Source organism: Haloferax sp. DFSO60, from assembly GCF_046557615.1.
Lineage (GTDB): Archaea > Halobacteriota > Halobacteria > Halobacteriales > Haloferacaceae > Haloferax.
Genome location: NZ_JBKIII010000002.1, coordinates 575000 through 594690, shown reverse-complemented (window position 1 = coordinate 594690; position 19691 = coordinate 575000). Strand labels below are relative to the sequence as shown.

17 protein-coding genes and 2 tRNA genes are annotated in these 19691 nt (G+C 60.5%); 8 read left to right on the top strand and 11 right to left on the bottom strand.

The window, feature by feature from the left end; genetic code table 11:
- Positions 1-55: 55 nt before the first annotated feature.
- A complete protein-coding gene (locus ACK509_RS12475) occupies positions 56-3148 on the bottom strand; it encodes an adenosylcobalamin-dependent ribonucleoside-diphosphate reductase (protein ID WP_410766866.1) in 3093 nt (1030 codons plus the stop codon).
- 537 nt (positions 3149-3685) lie between these two features.
- On the opposite strand from ACK509_RS12475, the gene ACK509_RS12470 reads away from it, so the two are divergent.
- Complete coding sequence (locus ACK509_RS12470) at positions 3686-3898, top strand: hypothetical protein (protein ID WP_410766865.1); 213 nt, start codon at positions 3686-3688, stop codon at positions 3896-3898.
- 39 nt (positions 3899-3937) lie between these two features.
- Here ACK509_RS12470 and trpG read toward each other — a convergent pair whose 3' ends face one another.
- From trpG to trpD, 4 genes are read right to left on the bottom strand one after another with little or no spacing between them, the layout of a single operon-like run.
- Positions 3938-4558 carry an anthranilate synthase component II gene (trpG, locus tag ACK509_RS12465; RefSeq protein WP_410766864.1) on the bottom strand — a complete coding sequence of 207 codons (621 nt, stop codon included), beginning with the start codon at positions 4556-4558 and terminating at the stop codon, positions 3938-3940.
- Positions 4555-6126: an anthranilate synthase component I gene (gene trpE, locus ACK509_RS12460; protein WP_410766863.1), complete on the bottom strand. Its 1572-nt coding sequence runs from the start codon at positions 6124-6126 to the stop codon at positions 4555-4557. Before trpE ends, trpG begins: the two co-directional genes overlap by 4 nt.
- Positions 6123-6794, bottom strand: coding sequence for a phosphoribosylanthranilate isomerase (locus ACK509_RS12455; protein WP_410766862.1), 672 nt, complete (start codon positions 6792-6794; stop codon positions 6123-6125). The genes trpE and ACK509_RS12455 overlap by 4 nt, the downstream gene beginning before the upstream one ends.
- The gene (gene trpD, locus ACK509_RS12450) at positions 6795-7790 is read right to left on the bottom strand and encodes an anthranilate phosphoribosyltransferase (RefSeq protein WP_410766861.1); all 996 of its coding nucleotides are present in this window, start codon (positions 7788-7790) and stop codon (positions 6795-6797) included.
- Between the two features lie 245 nt (positions 7791-8035).
- On the opposite strand from trpD, the gene ACK509_RS12445 reads away from it, so the two are divergent.
- A tRNA-Val gene (locus ACK509_RS12445) sits at positions 8036-8110 on the top strand.
- A gap of 43 nt (positions 8111-8153) precedes the next feature.
- A tRNA-Val gene (locus ACK509_RS12440) sits at positions 8154-8228 on the top strand.
- Positions 8229-8609: 381 nt separating this feature from the next.
- Here the strand turns inward: ACK509_RS12440 and ACK509_RS12435 are convergent.
- On the bottom strand, positions 8610-9047 hold the full coding sequence (locus tag ACK509_RS12435; protein WP_410766860.1) for a CBS domain-containing protein: 438 nt from the start codon (positions 9045-9047) through the stop codon (positions 8610-8612).
- 1 nt (position 9048) lies between these two features.
- A complete protein-coding gene (locus tag ACK509_RS12430; protein ID WP_410766859.1) occupies positions 9049-11337 on the bottom strand; it encodes a methyl-accepting chemotaxis protein in 2289 nt (762 codons plus the stop codon).
- 133 nt (positions 11338-11470) lie between these two features.
- Between ACK509_RS12430 and ACK509_RS12425 the strand changes: the two genes are divergently transcribed.
- Complete coding sequence (locus ACK509_RS12425; RefSeq protein ID WP_410766858.1) at positions 11471-11767, top strand: zinc ribbon domain-containing protein; 297 nt, start codon at positions 11471-11473, stop codon at positions 11765-11767.
- A 21-nt stretch (positions 11768-11788) separates the two neighbouring features.
- On the opposite strand, the gene ACK509_RS12420 is transcribed toward ACK509_RS12425, so the two are convergent.
- The 4 genes from ACK509_RS12420 to ACK509_RS12405 form a co-directional block, all read right to left on the bottom strand.
- Entirely contained in the window at positions 11789-12163 is a 375-nt protein-coding gene (locus tag ACK509_RS12420) for a DUF6176 family protein (RefSeq protein WP_410766857.1), read from the bottom strand.
- 77 nt (positions 12164-12240) lie between these two features.
- Positions 12241-13110, bottom strand: coding sequence for a succinate--CoA ligase subunit alpha (gene sucD / locus ACK509_RS12415; RefSeq protein WP_410766856.1), 870 nt, complete (start codon positions 13108-13110; stop codon positions 12241-12243).
- Positions 13107-14252, bottom strand: coding sequence for an ADP-forming succinate--CoA ligase subunit beta (sucC, locus tag ACK509_RS12410; protein ID WP_410766855.1), 1146 nt, complete (start codon positions 14250-14252; stop codon positions 13107-13109). The genes sucD and sucC overlap by 4 nt, the downstream gene beginning before the upstream one ends.
- Before the next feature lie 120 nt (positions 14253-14372).
- Positions 14373-14561, bottom strand: a complete 189-nt coding sequence (locus tag ACK509_RS12405) for a hypothetical protein (RefSeq protein ID WP_410766854.1) — start codon at positions 14559-14561, stop codon at positions 14373-14375.
- A gap of 126 nt (positions 14562-14687) precedes the next feature.
- Between ACK509_RS12405 and ACK509_RS12400 the strand changes: the two genes are divergently transcribed.
- The 4 genes from ACK509_RS12400 (at position 14688) to ACK509_RS12385 (ending at position 19595) form a co-directional block, all read left to right on the top strand.
- Entirely contained in the window at positions 14688-15653 is a 966-nt protein-coding gene (locus tag ACK509_RS12400; RefSeq protein WP_410766853.1) for an NADPH:quinone reductase, read from the top strand.
- A gap of 74 nt (positions 15654-15727) precedes the next feature.
- Positions 15728-16435 carry an SDR family oxidoreductase gene (locus ACK509_RS12395; RefSeq protein ID WP_410766852.1) on the top strand — a complete coding sequence of 236 codons (708 nt, stop codon included), beginning with the start codon at positions 15728-15730 and terminating at the stop codon, positions 16433-16435.
- A 230-nt stretch (positions 16436-16665) separates the two neighbouring features.
- On the top strand, positions 16666-18003 hold the full coding sequence (locus ACK509_RS12390) for a sodium-dependent transporter (protein ID WP_410766851.1): 1338 nt from the start codon (positions 16666-16668) through the stop codon (positions 18001-18003).
- A gap of 173 nt (positions 18004-18176) precedes the next feature.
- On the top strand, positions 18177-19595 hold the full coding sequence (locus ACK509_RS12385) for a sodium-dependent transporter (RefSeq protein ID WP_410766850.1): 1419 nt from the start codon (positions 18177-18179) through the stop codon (positions 19593-19595).
- The last annotated feature ends 96 nt before the right edge of the window (positions 19596-19691 follow it).

Here is a 19691-nt window from a genome sequence, read left to right as displayed (position 1 = left end):
TGAGAGAAAAGAGCGGAAAAGAACCGAAGAACGCTACGGTGTTAGTCCCGTGCGCTTAGCACTCGGACCAACCGCAGCTCTGGCAGGTCTTACACCCTTCAGAGTAGTAGAGTTCCATTGCACCGCACTCGGGACATTCGGGGCTCTCACCGGCCGCGAGCAGGTCGGCGATTGCATCCGAGTCGTCCTCGGCGTCGGCGTCGGCGGCCTCGTCAGCCTCGACTTCCGGGCTCTCTGCGGCCTCGGCTTCGACTTCGGTCAGGTTCTTCTGACGCGGGTAGCCCTTGTCGATGTCGCTATCGAGGTAGCGGCGCATGGCCGTGCCGATGGCGTCCGGGATGGAGTTAATCTGCTCGCCTTTGTCCCAGGCGACCTTCGGGCTCCGAATGCCCTTCAGCTCGTTGGCGATTTCCTCTGGGTCCACACCGGAGCGGAGCGACGTGGAGATGGTCTTGGCGAGCGCCTCGGTGAAGGAGGCGGTAAAGCCACCGGAGTTACCGATGTTGGCGAACAGTTCGAACGGTTCGCCGTTCTCGTCCTCGTTGATGTTGACGTAGAGCTTCCCGTAGCCCGTGTCGATGCGCTGGGTAACGCCGTACAGCACGTCGGGGCGTGGGCGCTTCTTGCCAACCTCACTGGGCGAGTCGGCGAAGGCGAGTTCGAGTTCGCCACCGATGAGGTCGGCGACTTCCTCGGATTCGAGGAAGGCCGACACGTCGCCGAAGACGTCGCGAATCTGCGAGACGATGGCCTCTGCGGCCTCTTCGTCGTCGGAGAACTCGGCGTTCTTGGCGCGGGTCGTGAGAACCTGCTTCGAGCGGGTGCCGTCGCGGTAGACGGTCACGCCCTTGCCGCCGTGGTCGTAGATGTAGCGGTAGACCTCGTCCATGTCGGCTTTCGAGGCCGAGTTCGGGAAGTTACAGGTCTTGGAGATAGCGGAGTCAACACCCTCTTGGAGGGCGCACTGGACACCCGCGTGTTCGAGACCGGTCAGGTCTGCGGTGACGACGAACAGTTCGGAAATCGCGTCCGGAACCGACGAGAGCGAATCGACGCCGTCGAACTCGTTGTTCGCCATCTGCTCTTGGGCTTCGCGCTTGACCGACTCGACGTCGATGTCGTTGGCCTCCAGCGCGCGGAGGAAGTAGTCGTCGAACTCGACGAGCATCTCGTCGCCCTGCACGTCGTCGGAGACGTTCTTGTAGTAGGCGACGTTGTAAATCGGCTCACAGCCACCGGTGGTGTTGGAGACCATCGAGGTGGTTCCCGTGGGCGCGATAGTCGTCGTGTTGTGGTTGCGGATGGGGAAGCCGTCTTCCCAGTCGTCGGCGGACTCGCCGGTGTGGTGTTCGAACCAGTCGCGGTACTCGGTCGGGTTCGCGTACTTGGAGTCTTCCCACGCGTCGAAGGGACCGCGCTCTTCGGCGAGTTCGTGGGAGGCCCACTTCGACTCGTGGTTGATGTGGGTCATCAGCTGTTGGGCGATTTCGTTCCCTTCGTCCGAACCGTAGCGGACACCGAGCTGGATGTAGAGCTGTGCGAGACCCATGATGCCGAGGCCAATCTTACGAAGTTCGCGGACCTTCTCCTCGATCTTCTTCACGGGGAAGTCCGACATCGTGACGACGTTTTCGAGGAAGCGCGTGCCGTTCTCGATGCGGTGGTCGAACTCCGACCAGTCGATTGCGTCTTCGAGGAAGGCATCGACGGCCGCCGACATGTCGTCGTACTCGTCGCCGTGCTGGTCGTACCAGACGCGCCAGTCGGGCGAGTCCATCGCGACGAGCGTCGAGAGGTTGATGTGGCCGAGGTTACACGCCTCGTACTCTTCGAGTGGCTGCTCGCCACACGGGTTGGTCGCGAGGATGCGGTGGTCGGGGTGCTTCTCGACGTCGAAGGAGTGTTCCTTGTTCGCGCGTTCGAGGTAGACGACGCCAGGCTCGCCGTTCTCCCACGCACCGTCGATAATCTGTTCCCAGAGTTCCTCGGCAGGTACAGAGAGGACTTCGCCGACTTCGACGTGGTGGCCGAGACCGAACAGGTCGTAAATTTCCTTGGTCTGCGGCGTGGCGACGTGCGGTTCTTCCGTGCGCGGGTTGGTGAAGACGAACTCTTCGTCGTTGTAGAGTGCCTCCATGAAGTCGTCGGTGACGCCGACGGAGATGTTGAAGTTCGAGAGGTGGCCTTCGACGGCGTTGCGGAGGTGCTTGGGGACGCGTCCGTCCTCGTCGATGAGTTCGCGCGCTTCGTCGAGCGCGTCGGCGAACTTGGTGTGCGTGAAGTCGTCCGGGTCGTTCAGGCGAAGCGTGTGTGCGAGCGAGACGTCCTTGTTCTTCGCGTGGAGGAACTGGATGACGTCGGGGTGCGAGACGCGCATGACGCCCATCTGGGCACCGCGTCGGGCACCGCCCTGTGCGATGGTCTCACACATCTGGTCGAACGTCCGCATGAAGGTGATTGGGCCGGAGGCGATACCGCCGGTCGAACCGACTGCGTCACCATAGGGACGGAGGTTCCAGAAGGCATAGCCCATGCCACCGCCGGACTGGAAGACCTCTGCGGCCTCCTTCGCGGTCTGGTGGATGTCCGTGATGTCGTCGCCCGGAGAGTCGACGAAACACGCCGAGAGTTGCTGGAGTTCGTCGCCAGCGTTCATCAGGGTCGGCGAGTTGGGCATAAAGGAGAGTTGGTTCATCATCTCTTCGAACGTCTCGCGCTTCTCGACGACGACGTCGGCGACAGAGTCGGGAAGTTCGGGTACGAGCGTCTCGTACGCGAACTTGTTGACGTTGTAGATGGAGAGGGCCGCTTCGGCGTCGTCGGCGGCGGTGACGCCCGTACCGAAGACTTCCTCGGCGAGTTCGTCACGGCGTGGGTGGTCGGGCTTGATGAGGTCCGGCGTGACGGTGATTTCGAGGCCCTGTTTCTCGGCTTCGAAGACGGCTTCGGCGAGTGCGATGTTCTTCGCAACACGGGGGAAGAGGTCCTCCTGGGTCTCGATGAGGTCCCCGTTTGCGTCTTTGCGCAGGTAGCGCGCGGGCAGAATATTGTTGTATGCGTTGCCCGTCATGCGCTCGGCGAGCGTGTCGCCGTCTGTGCGTTTAATCGGGAGGACGAGTTCGTCCGCAGAGAGTTCAGCGTCGCTCATAGACTATTCCTCCTGCCCGAATCGTGTTCGGGCAGTGTTGGGTTCGTAGGTTCGTGAAAGTCCGCTCATTTGTGACGATAGTTGTGTGTGTGATGTGGTCGGTTAAGGCTTCGGACTCTGCGCCAATTGCGCCCCAGAAGTATCAGATTGAGTTTGTATATTTCTGAGGGGCCTGCCGTTGCCCATTACGTACAATTTCAATGGAGGCACGCTGGCCACATAACGGTAGTTAGAGCGGAGTGGAAGTGAAATTAAACACCGAAAAACCGCTAGACGTGACTGTCTTATCCAGTAGAATGTGAGGGGGGACTAGCACACGCTGAAACACTCTCATGGGGCGCTGTCTCGCATTCCATGGGACATTATAAAGGAATCACGTCAAAATATAGTCTGTAAATGTGTCAGAATCCATATGTTGGATAAAATGCCCACAAAAAGGGAGTGAAATTCGCCGATTTCGGGCGCGCTGAGCCAACTGTTCTCGGTGGTCGATAGCGTGCCGCAAACTTATTCGCTCCCCCGGTGTCATATCTAGATATGGTACTGACTCCACTGCTCCTCGTTATCCTCCAAGCTGGGGGGCTTCTTGCGACACCGCTCGGGCAACTTCTCGCCGTCATCGTTGGCATCGCAATCGTCGTTCTCGTGGGCAGAGTCGTTCTCAAAGTCGCATGGCGACTCGTGACCATCGCGGCCATCGTCGTCGGGGCGCTGTTGCTCCTGTCGTTCTTCGGTATCAACGTCATCTAACGGCCGCGACGACGGATTTTCAGAAAAGCCTTCGAAGTGTTAGTGAGTGGCGACTTCGAGCCCCGCAACCGACGAGAGGAAGTTGCCAACGATACCGTGTCCGGACCCAGTGAGTACGCTCTCAGGGTGGAACTGGACACACTCGATTGGGTACTCTCGGTGACGGACGCCCATGACCAGGGCCTCGCCGTCGTGATTCGTCGTCGCCGAGACTTCGAAACAGTCGGGGACCTCGGTTGCGACGAGCGAATGGTAGCGCCCGGCGGGGAAGCCCTGTTCGAGCCCGGAGAAGACGCCGATGTCGTCGTGGTCGATGGGATAGGCCTTCCCGTGGATTGGTTCAGGTGCGTGGCCGATGGTTCCCCCGTAGGCGTAAACGGCAGCCTCCAGCCCGAGACAGACGCCGAGTGTTGGAATCTCAGTCGAGAGTTCACGGAGGACGTCGTTCGTCACACCCACGTCGCGGTCGTTTTTCGGGTGACCGGGGCCGGGCGAGATGACCAGTGCATCCGGTTCCAGAGCCCGAATTTCGTCGAGCGAAGCAGTGTTCTTCCGAACTTCGATATCGAGACTATCGCCTGCGACCGTCTGCTCGGAGAAGTACTCCACGAGGTTGTACGTAAACGAGTCGAAGTTGTCGACGATGACGAGTCGGGTCATTGGCGTGGCTCCTGTGGTTCGTACTCGATGCGGCGGAGTGCGTCCAACACGCCGCCCATCTTCTGTTCTGTCTCTTCGTACTCGGAGGCTGGGTCGGAGTCGGCGACGATGCCCGCACCTGCACGAACCGTGATTTCGTCTTCGTCACCCGCGGTATCGACTGTCGCCGTCCGAATGACGATGGCCGTGTCGGCGTCACCGGTCCACGAGTAGTATCCGACGCCGCCGCCGTAGACGCCGCGCGGGGAGGATTCGAGGTCGTCGATAATCTCCATGGCGCGGACCTTCGGTGCGCCGGTGAGCGTCCCCGCAGGGAACGTCGCGCGGGTGGCGTCGAACGCGTCGAAACCGGCATCAAGAGAGCCCGTGACCGTCGATTCGATGTGCTGGACGTGGCTGTACTTGACGACGCTCATGAACTCCTCGACGCGGACGCTCCCGGGCGAAGAGACACGGCGAACGTCGTTGCGACCGAGGTCCACGAGCATCGTGTGTTCTGCGCGCTCTTTGTCGTCGGCGAGGAGTTCGCCCGCGAGTCGGCGGTCTTCGACCGGGCCCGACCCGCGCTGGCAAGTTCCCGCAATCGGGTTGACGACGACTCGGTCGCCGCGAACGGAGACGAGCGTTTCGGGACTCGCACCGACGACGTGTCTGTCGCCGTGGCGCAGGAGGTACATGTACGGCGAGGGGTTGACTTCGCGGAGTGATTTGTACAGGCCAACTGGGTCGATTTGCCCCCGAAGTCGCCGCGTGCGCGAGAGAACACCCTGATAGATGTCGCCGTCGCGGACGTGTTCTTTGGTCTTTCGAACCGTCTCTTTGTACGACGCACTCGATTCGCTCTCTTCAGCAGTTCGTTCGAACCCACCGAGCGTCGGCAGGTCGGCGTCTTCGAGTCGTTCGGCGACGCGCTCTGCTTCGGCGACGACCGAATCGTACACCTCACCGGGGTCGTCGTCGGGAGTGATGACCGGGGTGCAAACCAACTGCACGGTGTCTTCGCGGTGGTCGAACGCGAGCGTCCGTGTGGTCAGCACGAACTCGGCGTCTGGATTTTCTGTCTCCGGGCGAGTTCGACCGACTTCTTCCAGCCAGAGGTCGTAGACGGCTTCGTAGGCGAGAAAGCCGACCAAGCCGCCGGTGAGCGTCTGTCGGTCGTGTTCGGGGAAATTAACTCTGGGGAGTGCAGGAAGCGCACCGCGGAGCGAGTCGAGTACATCTCCTTCGGTTTCGCGGATGAACTCGGTCGCAGGACCGCCGAGGTCGGTCACGTCGAAGCCGTCGGGGCCGACCGTCACGACCGCTTCGGGGTCGTAGCCGACGAACGAGTAGCGAGCGTGTGATTCTGCGGCTGTATTCGCCGACGAAAACGCACCCTGTGGGTTACTCGAAGAGACCTTCTCGGCGCTCTCCAAGAGGAATCCGTAGTCGCTTCGGTCGGTGAGCGTCGTGTACGCCGCGAGCGGTTCGGCGGTGATGTCGAGGTCGGTTGCGAGGTGTGCAACGAGTGGTTCGTCGTACGCTTCGACCTGTTCGACGAACTCGTTTCGAAGAGTCTCCGGCGTCATGCGAACACTCCTGCGTTCTTGAACACGTCTGCCTTCGAGGACTCGTCTTTCGCCCGTGAGACGAATTTCGAGACTGCACTCTGGTCTTTGATTCCTCCCTCTCGTTCGACGCCACTGGCGACATCGACACCGTACGGAGCGGCCGTTTTCACGGCGTCGGCGACGTTCTCGGGTGTCAGGCCACCGGCGAGGATGACCGGTGTTTCGACTGCTTCGACGAGTTTGCGGGCGGCGTCCCAGTCGTGGGTCTCGCCGGTTCCGCCCGCACCGGATTCGGAGGGCGTGTCAACGAGGATGGCATCGGCGACCGAATCGACTTCGCGGGCACGTTCGAGGTCTGTGGCGGCGACGACGGGAACGACGCGAACGCCCACCTCGCTGATGGACGCGAGTTCAACGACCGAGAAGTCAGCGTGGAGTTGCAGGATGTCGGGGCGGACCTCGCGAGCGAGTTCACGAGCGTGTTCGACCGAATCGGGCATGGTGACGAGCGTCGTCGCGACGAACGGCGAGACTCCTGAAACGAGTTCACGGGCGCGCTCGACTGAGACTTCTCGTGGGGTATCGACTGGCACGTCGGCGATGACGCCGATAGCGTCCACACCGGCGGCCTCGGCAGCGTTCAGGTCTTCTTCGCGAGTGAACCCGCAGACTTTCACGCGGACCATTCAGGCCTCCCGGAGTGCGTCGAGCTTTGCGGCAGCCGAGCCGGAGTCGATAGCGTCGCGTGCGGCGCACACACCGCCTTCGAGCGATTCAGCGAGTCCCGCAACGTAGATTGCCGCGCCCGCGTTGGCGAGAATGAGGTCGCGTTTTGGGCCGGTCACGTCGCCGTTCAGGATGCCTTCGAGGTCGCGGGCATTCTCTTCGGGAGAACCGCCCGAAACGGCGTCGATTGGGGCGGCTTCGAGCCCGAGGTCAGCGGGGGTCAGAACGTATTCGGAGATGTCGTCGCCATTGACTTCGGCGACGGTGGTCGCATCGTGGAGGGCGATTTCGTCCATGCCGGAGCCGTGGACGACGAGGGCGCGCTCGACAGGCATGTGAGAGAGGGCGCGCGCGATGATTGGGACGAGGTCAGGGTCGTAGACACCCAGTACTTGGGCGTCTGCGCCAGCGGGGTTGGTCAGCGGGCCGAGGACGTTGAAGATAGTGCGCATGCCCAGTTCTTTGCGCGGGCCGATGACGGCTTTCATCGCTGGGTGGAACACCGGTGCGAGCATGAAGCCGACACCGTTGCGCTCGATGGATTGCTCGACAGCATCGGGTTCGGCCTCGACGTTGACGCCAGCGACTTCGAGTACGTCCGCACTCCCGGAGGAAGAAGAGACGGAGTAGTTGCCGTGCTTGGCGACTGCCGCGCCCGCGCCTGCGGCGACGAGTGCACTCGTGGTCGAGACGTTGATAGTGTCGTAGTCGTCGCCGCCGGTCCCACAGGTATCGACGAGTGGTTTACGCGACGGCGAAATCGTTCGGGCGGCGTCGCGCATGCCCTGTGCGAAGCCTGCGATTTCTGCTTCGGTCTCACCTTTCGCACGGAGGGCCGTCAGCAACCCGCCGATTTGCGCCTCTGTCGCGTCCGAAAATACTGTACGGGAGACCGTTCGCGCCTCTTCGACCGTCAGGTCAGCGCCAGCCGTTACCCGTTCGATATAATCCTGCATTGGTAGTCACCGATGTACGAGTTCGTGTTATGATGTACAAATATGCACATCGACTTAAACATGTCGGGGTGGTGAATTTCGCCGCGACTCAGAGGTCGTCTCACAGAGGAGAGTCAGAAGAGGCGTTTTGCAGCGTCTACGCACATCGTGTCGAGAATCGCCACACAGGGTTTGATTCGAAAGCTTAAATTGTACCCCCGGACAACTGAGAGATACGTCCGAACGGGCGTGGGAAGCAACACACCGGGTTGGTGGTCTAGTCTGGTTATGACACCTCCTTGACATGGAGGAGGCCGGCAGTTCAAATCTGCCCCAACCCACTCACTTCTCACGTAATGCGGGTTTGGACGAGTTTGCACAATCGGGTTGGTGGTCTAGTCTGGTTATGACACCTCCTTGACATGGAGGAGGCCGGCAGTTCAAATCTGCCCCAACCCACTATCTTCTACCGACGAACTACACTTCGAGCACCGCGTAGCGTGTGTTCGACACTCGTGAGTCGCGTGAGTCGTGCCGGTGGGGTAGATTTGAACCAGCGAGCAACGCAGAAGCGTTGCGAGTGAGGTTCAAATCTGTCTCAACCCTCTTCAGAAGCTACACTGTACGTGAGAGTGATGCACCGCTGGACCCGCTTCTTTCTCCCCTGGAAACTCCTCTTCGGCGTGTTTCTTCCGGCCTGCTTCCTGGCGGTGGCTCTTGCATTCGATACTCCACTTCGAGCAATTGGCGCGGTCGCGTTGGTCGCAGCCGCTCTCAGCGTTGGCTACCTGTTCATCCGTTTTGCAAACGAGGGTGCCTAAACAGAACTCCCCAACCGCCCTACCGAAATCGCCTATTCGACTCCCACTTCTTCTTTAAATCGATCATCTCGCCGACGCCGCGAGCGACATCAGACACGTGGAAGGCGATATCAGTCGCGGTGATGACGCCGACCATCTTCGCGCCATCGACGACGACGAGTTTCTTCACGCGTTCGTCTTGCATCTTTTTCGCCGCAACACGAACTGTCGAGTCGGGACGAATCCACTTGATTGGACTCGACATGACCGCCCGTGCTGGAATTTTGTGTAGTGGACGACCGCTTTTAACACCCGCTCGAAGCGCGTCTGACTCAGTGATGATGCCTGCGGGCGTCTTGTCGATTTCGACGACGACACTTCCTGCACCGTGTTCGAGCATGGTGCGGGCACAGTCCGCCACGGAGGCGTCATCTCCGACCGTGGCGACCGGTTTGCTCATTATCTCCTCGACTTGCATCTTAGTGTTCCACCGCCACTGGGTCGAACAGGTGTGCGTCGGTGTCCACCTCGGTCGATTCTTCGTGCGTCTCAACGGACGAAGCACGAACTCCATCGAGCGATGCGTCGGCCACCTCGTCACTCGACACGTCGAACTCGTCGAGGAGGTCATCGAGGTGCGTGACGTAGCTCGACAGTTCGCGGACGTCGTTGTTGACGCCGAGGAGTGCAGCACTCTGCTGTTGGGCGGCCGCCGAGACGTTCTCCGCTTCGGCCGTCGTCTCTTCGGAGATACCAGCGATTTCGTCGGTCATCGACAACACCTCTTGTGAGGAATTCGCCTGACTCTGCGTCGCATCGGAGATCTCGCGGACGCTCGCGCTCGTCTCTTCGACGCGCTCGACGATGCCGTCGAAGGAGGCGAGCGCATCATCGACGGACTCTGCACCCTCTTCGACGCGGGTTTGCATGCGTTCGATACGCGCGATAACGGCATCGCGCTGGACTTCGATTTCGTCGATGAGCGACTGAATATCTCCAGCAGAGGATTTCGTCTCCTGTGCGAGCGATTTGACCTCGTTGGAGACGACAGCGAACCCTTCTCCTGCTTCGCCTGCGCGGGCGGCCTCGATGTTGGCGTTGAGCGCGAGGATGTCCGTCTGCTCGGCGATTTCCGTAATCACGTCCACAATTTCGCCGACGCGAGAGAGTCGCTCGTCGAGTTCGTGGACTTCTTCGACGGTGGCATCGGTTTCGGAGCGAATCGTCTCGATGTCGGAGAGTGCCTCGGTTGCCGCGCCCTGTCCGTCACGCGAGCGTTGTTCTGCCTCTTCGGTGAGTCGGACGAGTTCGTCCGCAGAGGAAGCGATTTGCTGGACCGACGCCGAGAGGCCGTTGACCTCGTTGGTGACCGCGACGAGGCTATCGGTCTGTTCGCCAGCACCGGCAGAAATCTGCTGGACGGATTCGGACACCTCTTCGCTCGCGGTGGCCACTTCGTCGGCGCGCTCGGCGACGCGATTAGCGAGTGACGAGACGTCTTCGCCGAAGGCCGTGACGGTTGCAACGGTCTGTTCGATATCGTCCATCATCTCGTTGTAGGCGTCGGCGACCATGCGCATGTCCTGGCTGTCGGAATCGTCGGGGAGGCGAACCGTCAAATCACCATCGGCCGCCGCCGACATCGACTCGCTGTATCGACGGGCGTCCTGTCGCTGGTCTTTGAGGTCGTTCCGGAGGTTGTCGATACCGACAATGACCTGTCCGAGTTCGTCGTTTCGCATTGTCTCCACGTCGACGTCCAAATCACCGCTTCGGAGCGACGAGACGGTTTCAGAGAGGTCGATAAGTGGGACGGCGGTGCCCACACGGATGAGGAGCGTAAACGCGACGAAGCCGAGGAGACTCAAGATGATGAGCGTCGCAATTTGGATACCGACAGATTGGGAGAGGGCGTACACGTTGCTCGCGGGTGCGTGAAGAAGCAATACGTCGCCTCCTTCGAGCGGGACGTGCGCGACGACGTGCGGTGACGAAACGAACCCCTCGACGGGAGCGAGACGCGAGACGTCCGTGCTTCCGGCAAATGCGCCTTGTAGTCCTGCCGAACCGAACGCCGGGTACATGACACCGGCTTGTCCGCCGCCGCCATCGTAGAACACGTTACCGTCGGACGAGACGATTTGCGTGAATTCGCCTTCGATGCTCCCCTCGAACGCAGTGCCGAGCGAGGATGCTTCGGCGACTAACACGATTGCTTGCGGTTCGACAGACGAGAGCGGGGCAACGAAGCCGATGTACGCGACGCCATCCGAGACGTAGACGTTCGTCCTATCGACTTTGTCGTCTTGGAAATTCGTCCCGCCGGAAACGGGGAGCGACCCGCTTTCGAACAACTGCGACCCGATGGCCCCGTCTTCCGAGGAACTGATGACTTCCGTCGTCTCGGTGTTGATTAGATAGAGACCAGCGACGTCTGCGGGCATGTCCGCTTTCGCATCGGCGAGTGCGCCAGATGCACGCTCTTGGACCGCACTACTAGTCGAGGGGTCGTCGGCGACGATCGTTGCGAGTCGCGTGCGCGTCTCGAACCACGACTCGACCTGAACCGACTGGCGCTCTGCTTCGGTCAGTAGGTCTTCGCGAGCGTTTTCGTCTAACGTGGTCGCAGTCTGCTGGTACTGAATAATCCCAATACCAGCAACGAGAATTGAAACGAGAAGTAATATCGAAACGAGCTGTCTCATGTAGCTCTGTGTAATCGCATCTGGAAGCCGAATTTGGGCTTCATCGACGAGATTTCTACTCATTAGCAAACGGTCCAGAATCCGCTCCATAAATCCACGGCCTCGAATATCAGCACCGATAATCAACTACGGGGTCGAAAAATCGAATAGTTATCAGAAGCGTCACACATAGGTTCGCTGGGCGCTAGCAACCCCCATGGAAGTCGAACTCCGCCTGTTGGTGGCGGGCTTCTGTATCGTTGCCCCATCCCTCCTCTTCGTCGGCTTCGTTCGCCTCCTCGACGGCATGCGAGAAGGCGACTTCGTCGAGCGAGTACTCGACCGGCTGGACGAGAATGTCGATGAGACGGGTACCACACTCGACCCGACGCTGTTTCTCAGAACTGCCCAAGAGAAGTCGCGTCAGCGGATGGTTCCCTGTGCAGACTGCGGCGCGCCGAACGTGGCTGGAAGTGCGCGTTGTGGGTTGTGCGGGATGAAGTTGCAGTCGTAAACTGTGGACCTGTCCGACGAGCTATTCAATCAGCAGCTCACTGGGTCGTTCAGGATGTACCCCATGGAAGAGCGGTTGAAATGACCCCGCTTCTGTCGGGTCTTCGAGGAGCGTCTCCATCAGTTCGTCTTCGAGGTCGTGGAGTGGATGTGTCGAATTCGCCCGTGCCTCGATGAGTTGTTCCATATCTTCGGCTTCGAGGTACCAAACCAGATAGTCCGCATCGTCGCCGTACTCCACGAAGAGAGAAATCGTATAGAGCGACTCGGCACGCCAGATATCGAGAACGCCGTCAGTGTCGGCTTCGGCCACCGTTCGAAGTTCATCGACCCACTCGACGAGTTCGTCGGTCTTGCCGGGTTTGATACGCTGTTTTCTGACGAACGTGTCAACCATATGTGATGGTTGAAGACGGCGGAGATAACACTACTGGCAGAGTGAGTACTGAAAAAACGAAGGCGATTCCTCGAAGCTTAGAGGAAGTCTTCGATGTAGTCGGCGACTTCGTTCGGGGTGTCGCCGACGGGGACGCCTGCGTCGTTGAGGGCGTTAATCTTGGACTCTGCGGTGCCCGTACCGGAGCCGGAGACGATTGCGCCAGCGTGACCCATGCGCTTGCCCGGCGGTGCCGTGCGGCCTGCGATGAAGCCAGCGACCGGCGTGTCCATGTTCTCTGCGATGAACTTCGCGGCCTGCTCTTCGTCCTCGCCACCGATTTCGCCACACATGACGACGGCGTCGGTGTCGGGGTCGTTCTCGAACGCTTCGAGCGCATCGACGAACGACGTGCCGATAATCGGGTCGCCACCGATACCGATTGCGGTGGTCTGGCCGATACCGCGCTCGGTCAGGTTGGAGACGACTTGGTAGGTGAGCGTCCCAGAGCGGGAGACGAGACCGACGTTACCCTCCTCGAAGATGTTGCCGGGGAGGATGCCGAGTTTGGCCTCACCGGGGGTGATGATACCCGGACAGTTGGGGCCGATGAGACGGGTATCGACCTCTTCGAGGCGCTTGTTGACCTTCGCCATGTCCTGCGTCGGGACGCCTTCCGTGATGGCGACGACGAGGTCGAGGTCCGTATCGAGTGCCTCGAAGATAGCGTCAGCGGCGAACGCTGGGGGCACGAACACGACGGATGCGTTCGCGTCCTCTTCTTCGACTGCCTCGCTCACGGTGTCGTAGACGGGAACGCCTTCGACTTCCTGACCGCCCTTGCCGGGGACTGCGCCCGCAACGACGTTCGTTCCGTATTCGATCATCTGCTGGGTGTGGAACTTACCTTCCCCACCCGTGATGCCCTGTACAACCACGCGCGTATCGTCGTCGACGAAAATGCTCATTGGGAGACCTCCTGTGCGTTCTCAACAGCCTGTGAGACTGCGTCTTCCAGCGTACTTTCGACCTGAACAAGGTCCGTGTTCAGAATCTCCATGCCCTCTTCGGCGTTCGTCCCTGCGAGACGCACGACGACAGGCTTTGGAATCTCGTCGAAGCTTTCGAGTGCTTCGTTGATACCCTTGGCAACTTCGTCGCCACGGGTGATACCACCGAAGATGTTGAACACGACGGAATCGACGTTCTCGTCGGAGAACACCATGTCCAGTGCGTTTGCGACACGGGACGCCTTTGCGCCGCCACCGATGTCGAGGAAGTTGGCTGGCTTGCCACCGAAGTAGTCCACGAGGTCGAGTGTCGTCATGACGAGACCGGCACCGTTGCCGATGATACCGACGTTACCCGACAGACGGACGTAATCGAAGCCGTACTCGCCTGCTTTGGCTTCGAGGTCGTTCTCGTAGGAGTCCTCTTCCATCGCCGCGAGGTCGTCGTGGCGGAAGAGTGCGTCGTCGTCGATGTTCATGACTGCGTCCGCGGCGATGATGTCGCGGTCCGACGTAATCATGACAGGGTTGATTTCGATGTCAGACGCGTCGTTTGCCTCGTAGAGGTCGTAGAGCGTCGTGAGGAAGGATGCGACGTCGAATGCAACGTCGCGGGGGATGCCTGCTTCGAAGACGACCTTGCGGGCCTGGTATGGGTGCAGACCGAACGCGGGGTCGATATGTTCGCGGGCGATTGCGTCGGGGGTCTCTTCTGCGACTTCCTCGATGTTGACGCCACCTTCCGTCGAGACCATGGCCACAGGCTTGCCCTCGCTGCGGTCCATCGTGATGCCGACGTACAGTTCGTTCTCGAAGTCGACGCCTGCTTCAACGAGAACCTTCTCGACCGTGTAGCCTTTGAGGTCCATTCCGAGAATGTCCTCGGCCGCCTGCCGAGCCTCGTCCTCGTCCATGGCGATCTTGATACCACCGGCTTTGCCACGCCCACCGACGTGAACTTGTGCCTTGATAGCCGCGGGGTATCCGATGTCCTCGACCGCCTCCATGACCTCGTCGACGGACGACGCGAGACGGGACTCTGGAACTGGAATCCCTGCTTCTGCGAAGATGTTCTTCGCCTGATATTCGTGAAGCTTCATTACCATCCGTGGGAGGGGAAGGCACGCGCTTAAATCCCATTCATCTTCGTTCACGAAGAACCGGCACAAACGGCCGAGAGAAGTTTACTCGAAGCCGAATTAACACACGTCCAATTTTGGTTATTCGGCGTAGAAACGAATCAAACCGCACGACCCACAGACGTACGCCTGCGCGTAGGAACCCTTGAGGTTGAGTGCCCCAAGTATGCCACCGTCGGTGTCGATGCGAACGCCGTCGCCGCTGTACGTCGTCATGTGTTCGACTGCTTCGAGAGATACGTCACAGTCAGGACAGGTTCGGGAGGGCATGCCTGAAAGTTGACAACACTCAGTAAATGCATTCCGGTGGAATCGACGCCGACCACTGGGTATCAAAACACCGCGATTCTCTCCGAGTCGTCCGAATTTATCACGAATGAAGACACACCACACACCATGCGCGCAGTCAGATTTCACGAACACGGCGGACGCGACGTACTCCAAGTAGACGACATCGACACGCCCGAACCACAGTCGGGCGAGGTACTCGTTGAAGTCGTCGCGGCGGGCGTCAACCCCGTGGACACGTACTTCCGCGAAGGCTCGTACACGCCGTTTGCGATGCCGATGATTCCCGGCGTCGATGTTGCGGGTGAAGTCGCCGCCGTCGGCCCCGGCGTCACCGGATTCGAAGTCGGCGATTCAGTGGTCGGAACCGGCATCGGAAAGGACCACTACGGCGGCTATGCCGAGTTCGCCGCCGTGCCGACAGACCGACTCGCCGTCGTTTCCGACGACGTTGACCTCGTTGCTGCGGGCGGTGCGGGCGTCGCTGGCGTGACCGCGTGGCGCGCGCTAGTGGACCACGGAGAGATGCAACTCGGCGACACCGTACTTATCCACGGTGGGTCCGGCGGCGTCGGCCACGCTGCCGTCCAACTCGCTTCGGCCGCAGGCGCACAGGTCATCACCACTGCCGCCCCGAAGTACCACGACCGAGTGGCCGAACTCGGCGCAGATGTCGTCCTCGATTACAACCGCGACGACCTCGCAGACGCAGTCCTCGAAGCCGCGAAGGGCGACGGTGTGGACCTGACGCTCGACCACCGACTGGACGACTACCTCCAGTTCGACGCCGACGTGGCGACCACCGGCGGCCGCGTGGTCGGTATCGGCGAGAACGACCCACAGGTCGGCTTCGACCTCTCCTCTTCGGCTCGTGGAAAAGACCTCCAGATTACGATGATGAGCATGTTCAACACGCCCGACCTCTCGGCCCCGCTACGCGAATTGGCGGGACAGATGGGTGTGGGTGAGTTCGAAATCGACGTGGCCCGGACCTACGACCTCGACGACGCCGGAGAAGCACACCGCGCCGTCATGGAAGATAGCTTCCTCGGCAAGTTGGTCATCACACCCTGAACGTCGGATACGTCGCGGTCTCGGTCCCGTATTTGCCCCGCGAATTATGTGACGTGACAACGTAGTACCATTCTATGAACGTCGAGTTCGATTTCACCGACCGAGTTGCACTCGTAACCGGTGCCAGCGGCGTCCTCGGTAGTGCAGTCGCGCGAGCATTCGATGCTGCGGGCGCAACGGTCGCGGCCGCGGACGTGGTCGAACCGGACGAGGACGACGATTTCTTCCAGTTACAGCGAGTCTCGTTCTACGAGGGTGACTTTACCGACGAACCGTCGGTCGAAGCGGTCGTAGAAGCGGTCATCGCAGACCACGGCGAAATCGACTTTCTGGCCAACATCGCAGGAACGTGGAAGGGCGGGACGCCGCTCCACGACACGGACGTCGAGACGTTCGACTTCCTCTTCGACGTGAACCTGAAGACGATGTTCCTCGCGTCGAAGTACGCGATTCCGTCGCTCCGTGAGACGGAAGGAGCAATCGTCAGCGTCTCTGCCCGGTCCTCACTCGAAGGCGGTGAGGGCGACGGCATCTACCGTGCCTCGAAAGCGGGCGTTCGCCTCCTCACCGAAACGATTGCCGAGGAGCATCGGGGCCGGATTCGCGCGAACGCGGTGATGCCGAGCGTCATCGACACGCCCGCGAACCGCGAGATGATGCCCGACGCCGACTTCGACCGATGGGTAACACCCGAGGAGATAGCACAGACAGTGCTGTTCCTCTGTTCGGACGCTGCCGCCGCAACGAGTGGTGCGGCAGTTCCGGTGTACGGTGAGGCCTGATAGCGTTCGACGTGTGAGATAATTTCATACATGCGCGCACAGATTTTTACACACCACGTGAGCGATTCACGAACACGACACACGTTAGAAAATAGAGGATACTTTGGACCGAGATTCGGACAACCGTGCTATCATATAAGAGGGGTTGGAGAAATGTGTGAATTTTTCATCTGTTATGCGACGACGTACCGCGTCATTTATCACACCCCTATCTGCAAGACGTGATAGACATGAGCGAACGTGAAACATGGGCGACTCGGGCAGGGTTCATCCTCGCCGCCGTCGGCAGCGCCGTCGGCCTCGGGAACATCTGGCAGTTCCCCTTCAAGACCGCACAGTTCGGTGGGGCATCCTTCCTGATAGTCTACCTCATCGCCGCACTCGGCATCGGCCTCCCGGCCATCCTCGCCGAGTTCGTCATCGGACGCAAAACCAACCTGAACACCATCGACGCCTTCGAGAAACTCGGGTACAAGAACTGGCGCATCGTCGGGGCGCTCGGACTCTTTACGGGCTTCTGGATTCTCTCGTACTACAGTGTCGTCGGCGGCTGGGTGCTTCGCTACATCGGCGGGAGCCTGACTGGCGCGTACTTCGGTGCACCTGCTGAGTACTTCGTGGAGATTTCTGCTGGCATGGACGCCCTCGTCCTGCACGCCGTCTTCATGGCGCTCGTCGTCGGTATCGTCGCAGCCGGTATCGAGGACGGTATCGAGAAGGCGACCAAGCTGATGGTCCCGAGTATCATCGTCATCCTCGGCGCACTCGCCGTCTTCGCCTTCACGCTCCCCGGGGCGTCCGAAGGCTACGCGTACTTCCTCTCGCCCGACTTCGACGCACTCGCCGCGAACTTCGGCGACATCGTTCCGTTCGCTGTCGGTCAAGCGTTCTTCTCGCTCTCGATTGGGATGGGCGCGATGATTACCTACGCCTCCTACATCGACGGCGACCAGAGCCTGTTCGGTGACGGTATCACCATCGTCTTCCTGAACAGTTTCGTCGGCATCCTCGCCGGTCTGGTCGTCCTGCCGCTGCTGTTCGCACAGGGTATCGACCCCAACACGAGCGGCCCCGGAGCGGTGTTCATCAGCGTCGCTGGCGCGTTCGGCAACCTCCCGGCTGGCCAGATTCTCGGCTTCGTCTTCTTCGCGGTGGTCCTCATCGCGGCACTCTCTTCGGCGATTAGCCTCCTCGAAGTCGTCGTCTCGTGGGCTATCGACAACTACGACGTGAGCCGTCCGCAGATGGCAGTCGGCCTCGGTGGAGTCATCTTCCTCCTCGGCATCCCGTCGGCCATCGACACGGCGTGGCTCGGTTGGTTCGACACGCTCGCCTACAAGTTCCTCCTGCCGGTCGGTGTGCTGGGCATCCTCATCTTCGCGGCGTGGGTCTACGGCGCACCCGCAGTGAACGAACTGATGAAAGGCAGCGGACTGGGCGACGGCATCGGCCTCACGTGGCTGTGGCTCGCGCGCACCCTCGTCCTCATCGCAGTCGTTGCGACCCTCGCACTGGGTCTCAACACGTTGTTCCTCGGCGAGAATCCCGCAATCATCCCGCCTCTCTGAGGCGGCGAGTTAGTCTCCATTTTTGAGAGGTTACGAATCGTAGGTAGCCGCGCATATTTTCCGACCAATCATTAGCAAATCCCACGTTTTAGGCCTTTCAAACCGTTAAATTTCTGCGATGACGTTTCGTTGGTTCGAAAGACCTTTTAGGGGGAGACTGGCAATGGCAGTCAATGGCACGAGAAACATGGGCAACACGGCTTGGATTTATCCTCGCCGCTGTGGGAAGCGCGGTCGGCCTCGGGAACATCTGGCGTTTCCCGTGGCAAACCGCTGAAAATGGCGGCAGCGCCTTTCTCATCGTCTATCTTGCAATCGTCCTGCTCGTCGGTGTCCCTGGACTCCTCGCTGAGTTCGTCATCGGGCGCCGCTCGAACAAATCACCTGTCGGCGCGCTCCGCGACCTCTCGGGGTCGAAAACGTGGGGGGCTGTCGGCGTCTTTTCGGTCGTCACCGGCATCACACTCCTGTCGTTCTACAGCGTCGTCGGCGGCTGGATTCTTCGCTACCTGCTCGAAAGTGGCGTCTCACTCGTCGGCTCGAATCCCGCGTACTTCGCTAACCCCGGCCAGTACTTCGGCGGCGTCTCCGCCGGTGTTGACGCGGCGCTTTACCACCTCCTCTTCCTCGGACTGACCGCACTCATCGTCTTCGCAGGCGTCCGAAAGGGCATCGAATTCGGCACCAAAATCATGATGCCCGCCGTCGTCGTCCTGCTCGTCGGCCTCGCCGCGTGGGCCGCAACCCAACCCAACGCCGCCGCAGGCTACAGCTTCTTCCTCCGATTCGACCCCTCCGTCCTCTCGGAGAACTTCTTCGCAATCCTCGGCCCCGCCGCCGGACAGGCGCTCTTTACGCTCTCGCTCGGCGCAGGGACGATGATTACCTACGCATCCTACCTCGACGAAGACCGTTCGCTCCCCTTCGATGGGAGCGCCATCGCCGTCCTCAACACGAGCGTCGGCGTCCTCACCGGTCTCGTCGTCTTCCCGCTCCTGTTCTCGCAGGGCATCAACCCGGCTGAGACGGGCACTGGGCCGGGCGCACTGTTTGTCGGCCTCGCGGGCGCGTTCTCACAACTTCCCGCTGGGACGCTCATTGCGACGGCATTCTTCGCCGTCGTGACGCTCGCGGCGCTGTCGAGTTCCATCAGCATGCTCGAAATTCCCGTCGCGTTCCTCGTGGACGAGTACGAAATCGAGCGCCGAAACGCCGTCATCGGCATGGGCGTCCTCATCGCCATCACCGGCTCTATCTGTGCATTCCGCCCCGACATCTTCGGCTTCGTCGCTGGCACGCTCGTCAACGCTCTGCTCACCGCTGGTCTCGCCGCCTTCCTGCTCTTCGTTGGCTGGGTCATGGGCCGCGATGCAATCGACGAGTTCACTTCGGGTGTTGGCTCGTTCGGCGAGTCGCTCGCCACGCCGTGGCTCTTCGCCGTCGGCGTCATCCTGCCGCTCTTCCTCGTCTTCACACTCCTCTCGCAGTTCGGCGTGGACGCAGCAATCGGCTTCTGGAAGACCGTCGGCATCGCCGCTGTCGCAAGCGTCGCCGCCTTCTTCGGCCTGCGAAACGCAAACTCCGTCATCTAACGGCGGAAATTCTCTTGTTTTTCCCTCGCAGAGAGGCGTCGCTATCGAGCCCATGACCCACGATTATTCGACATGATTTACGTCGAATGTCGAAAC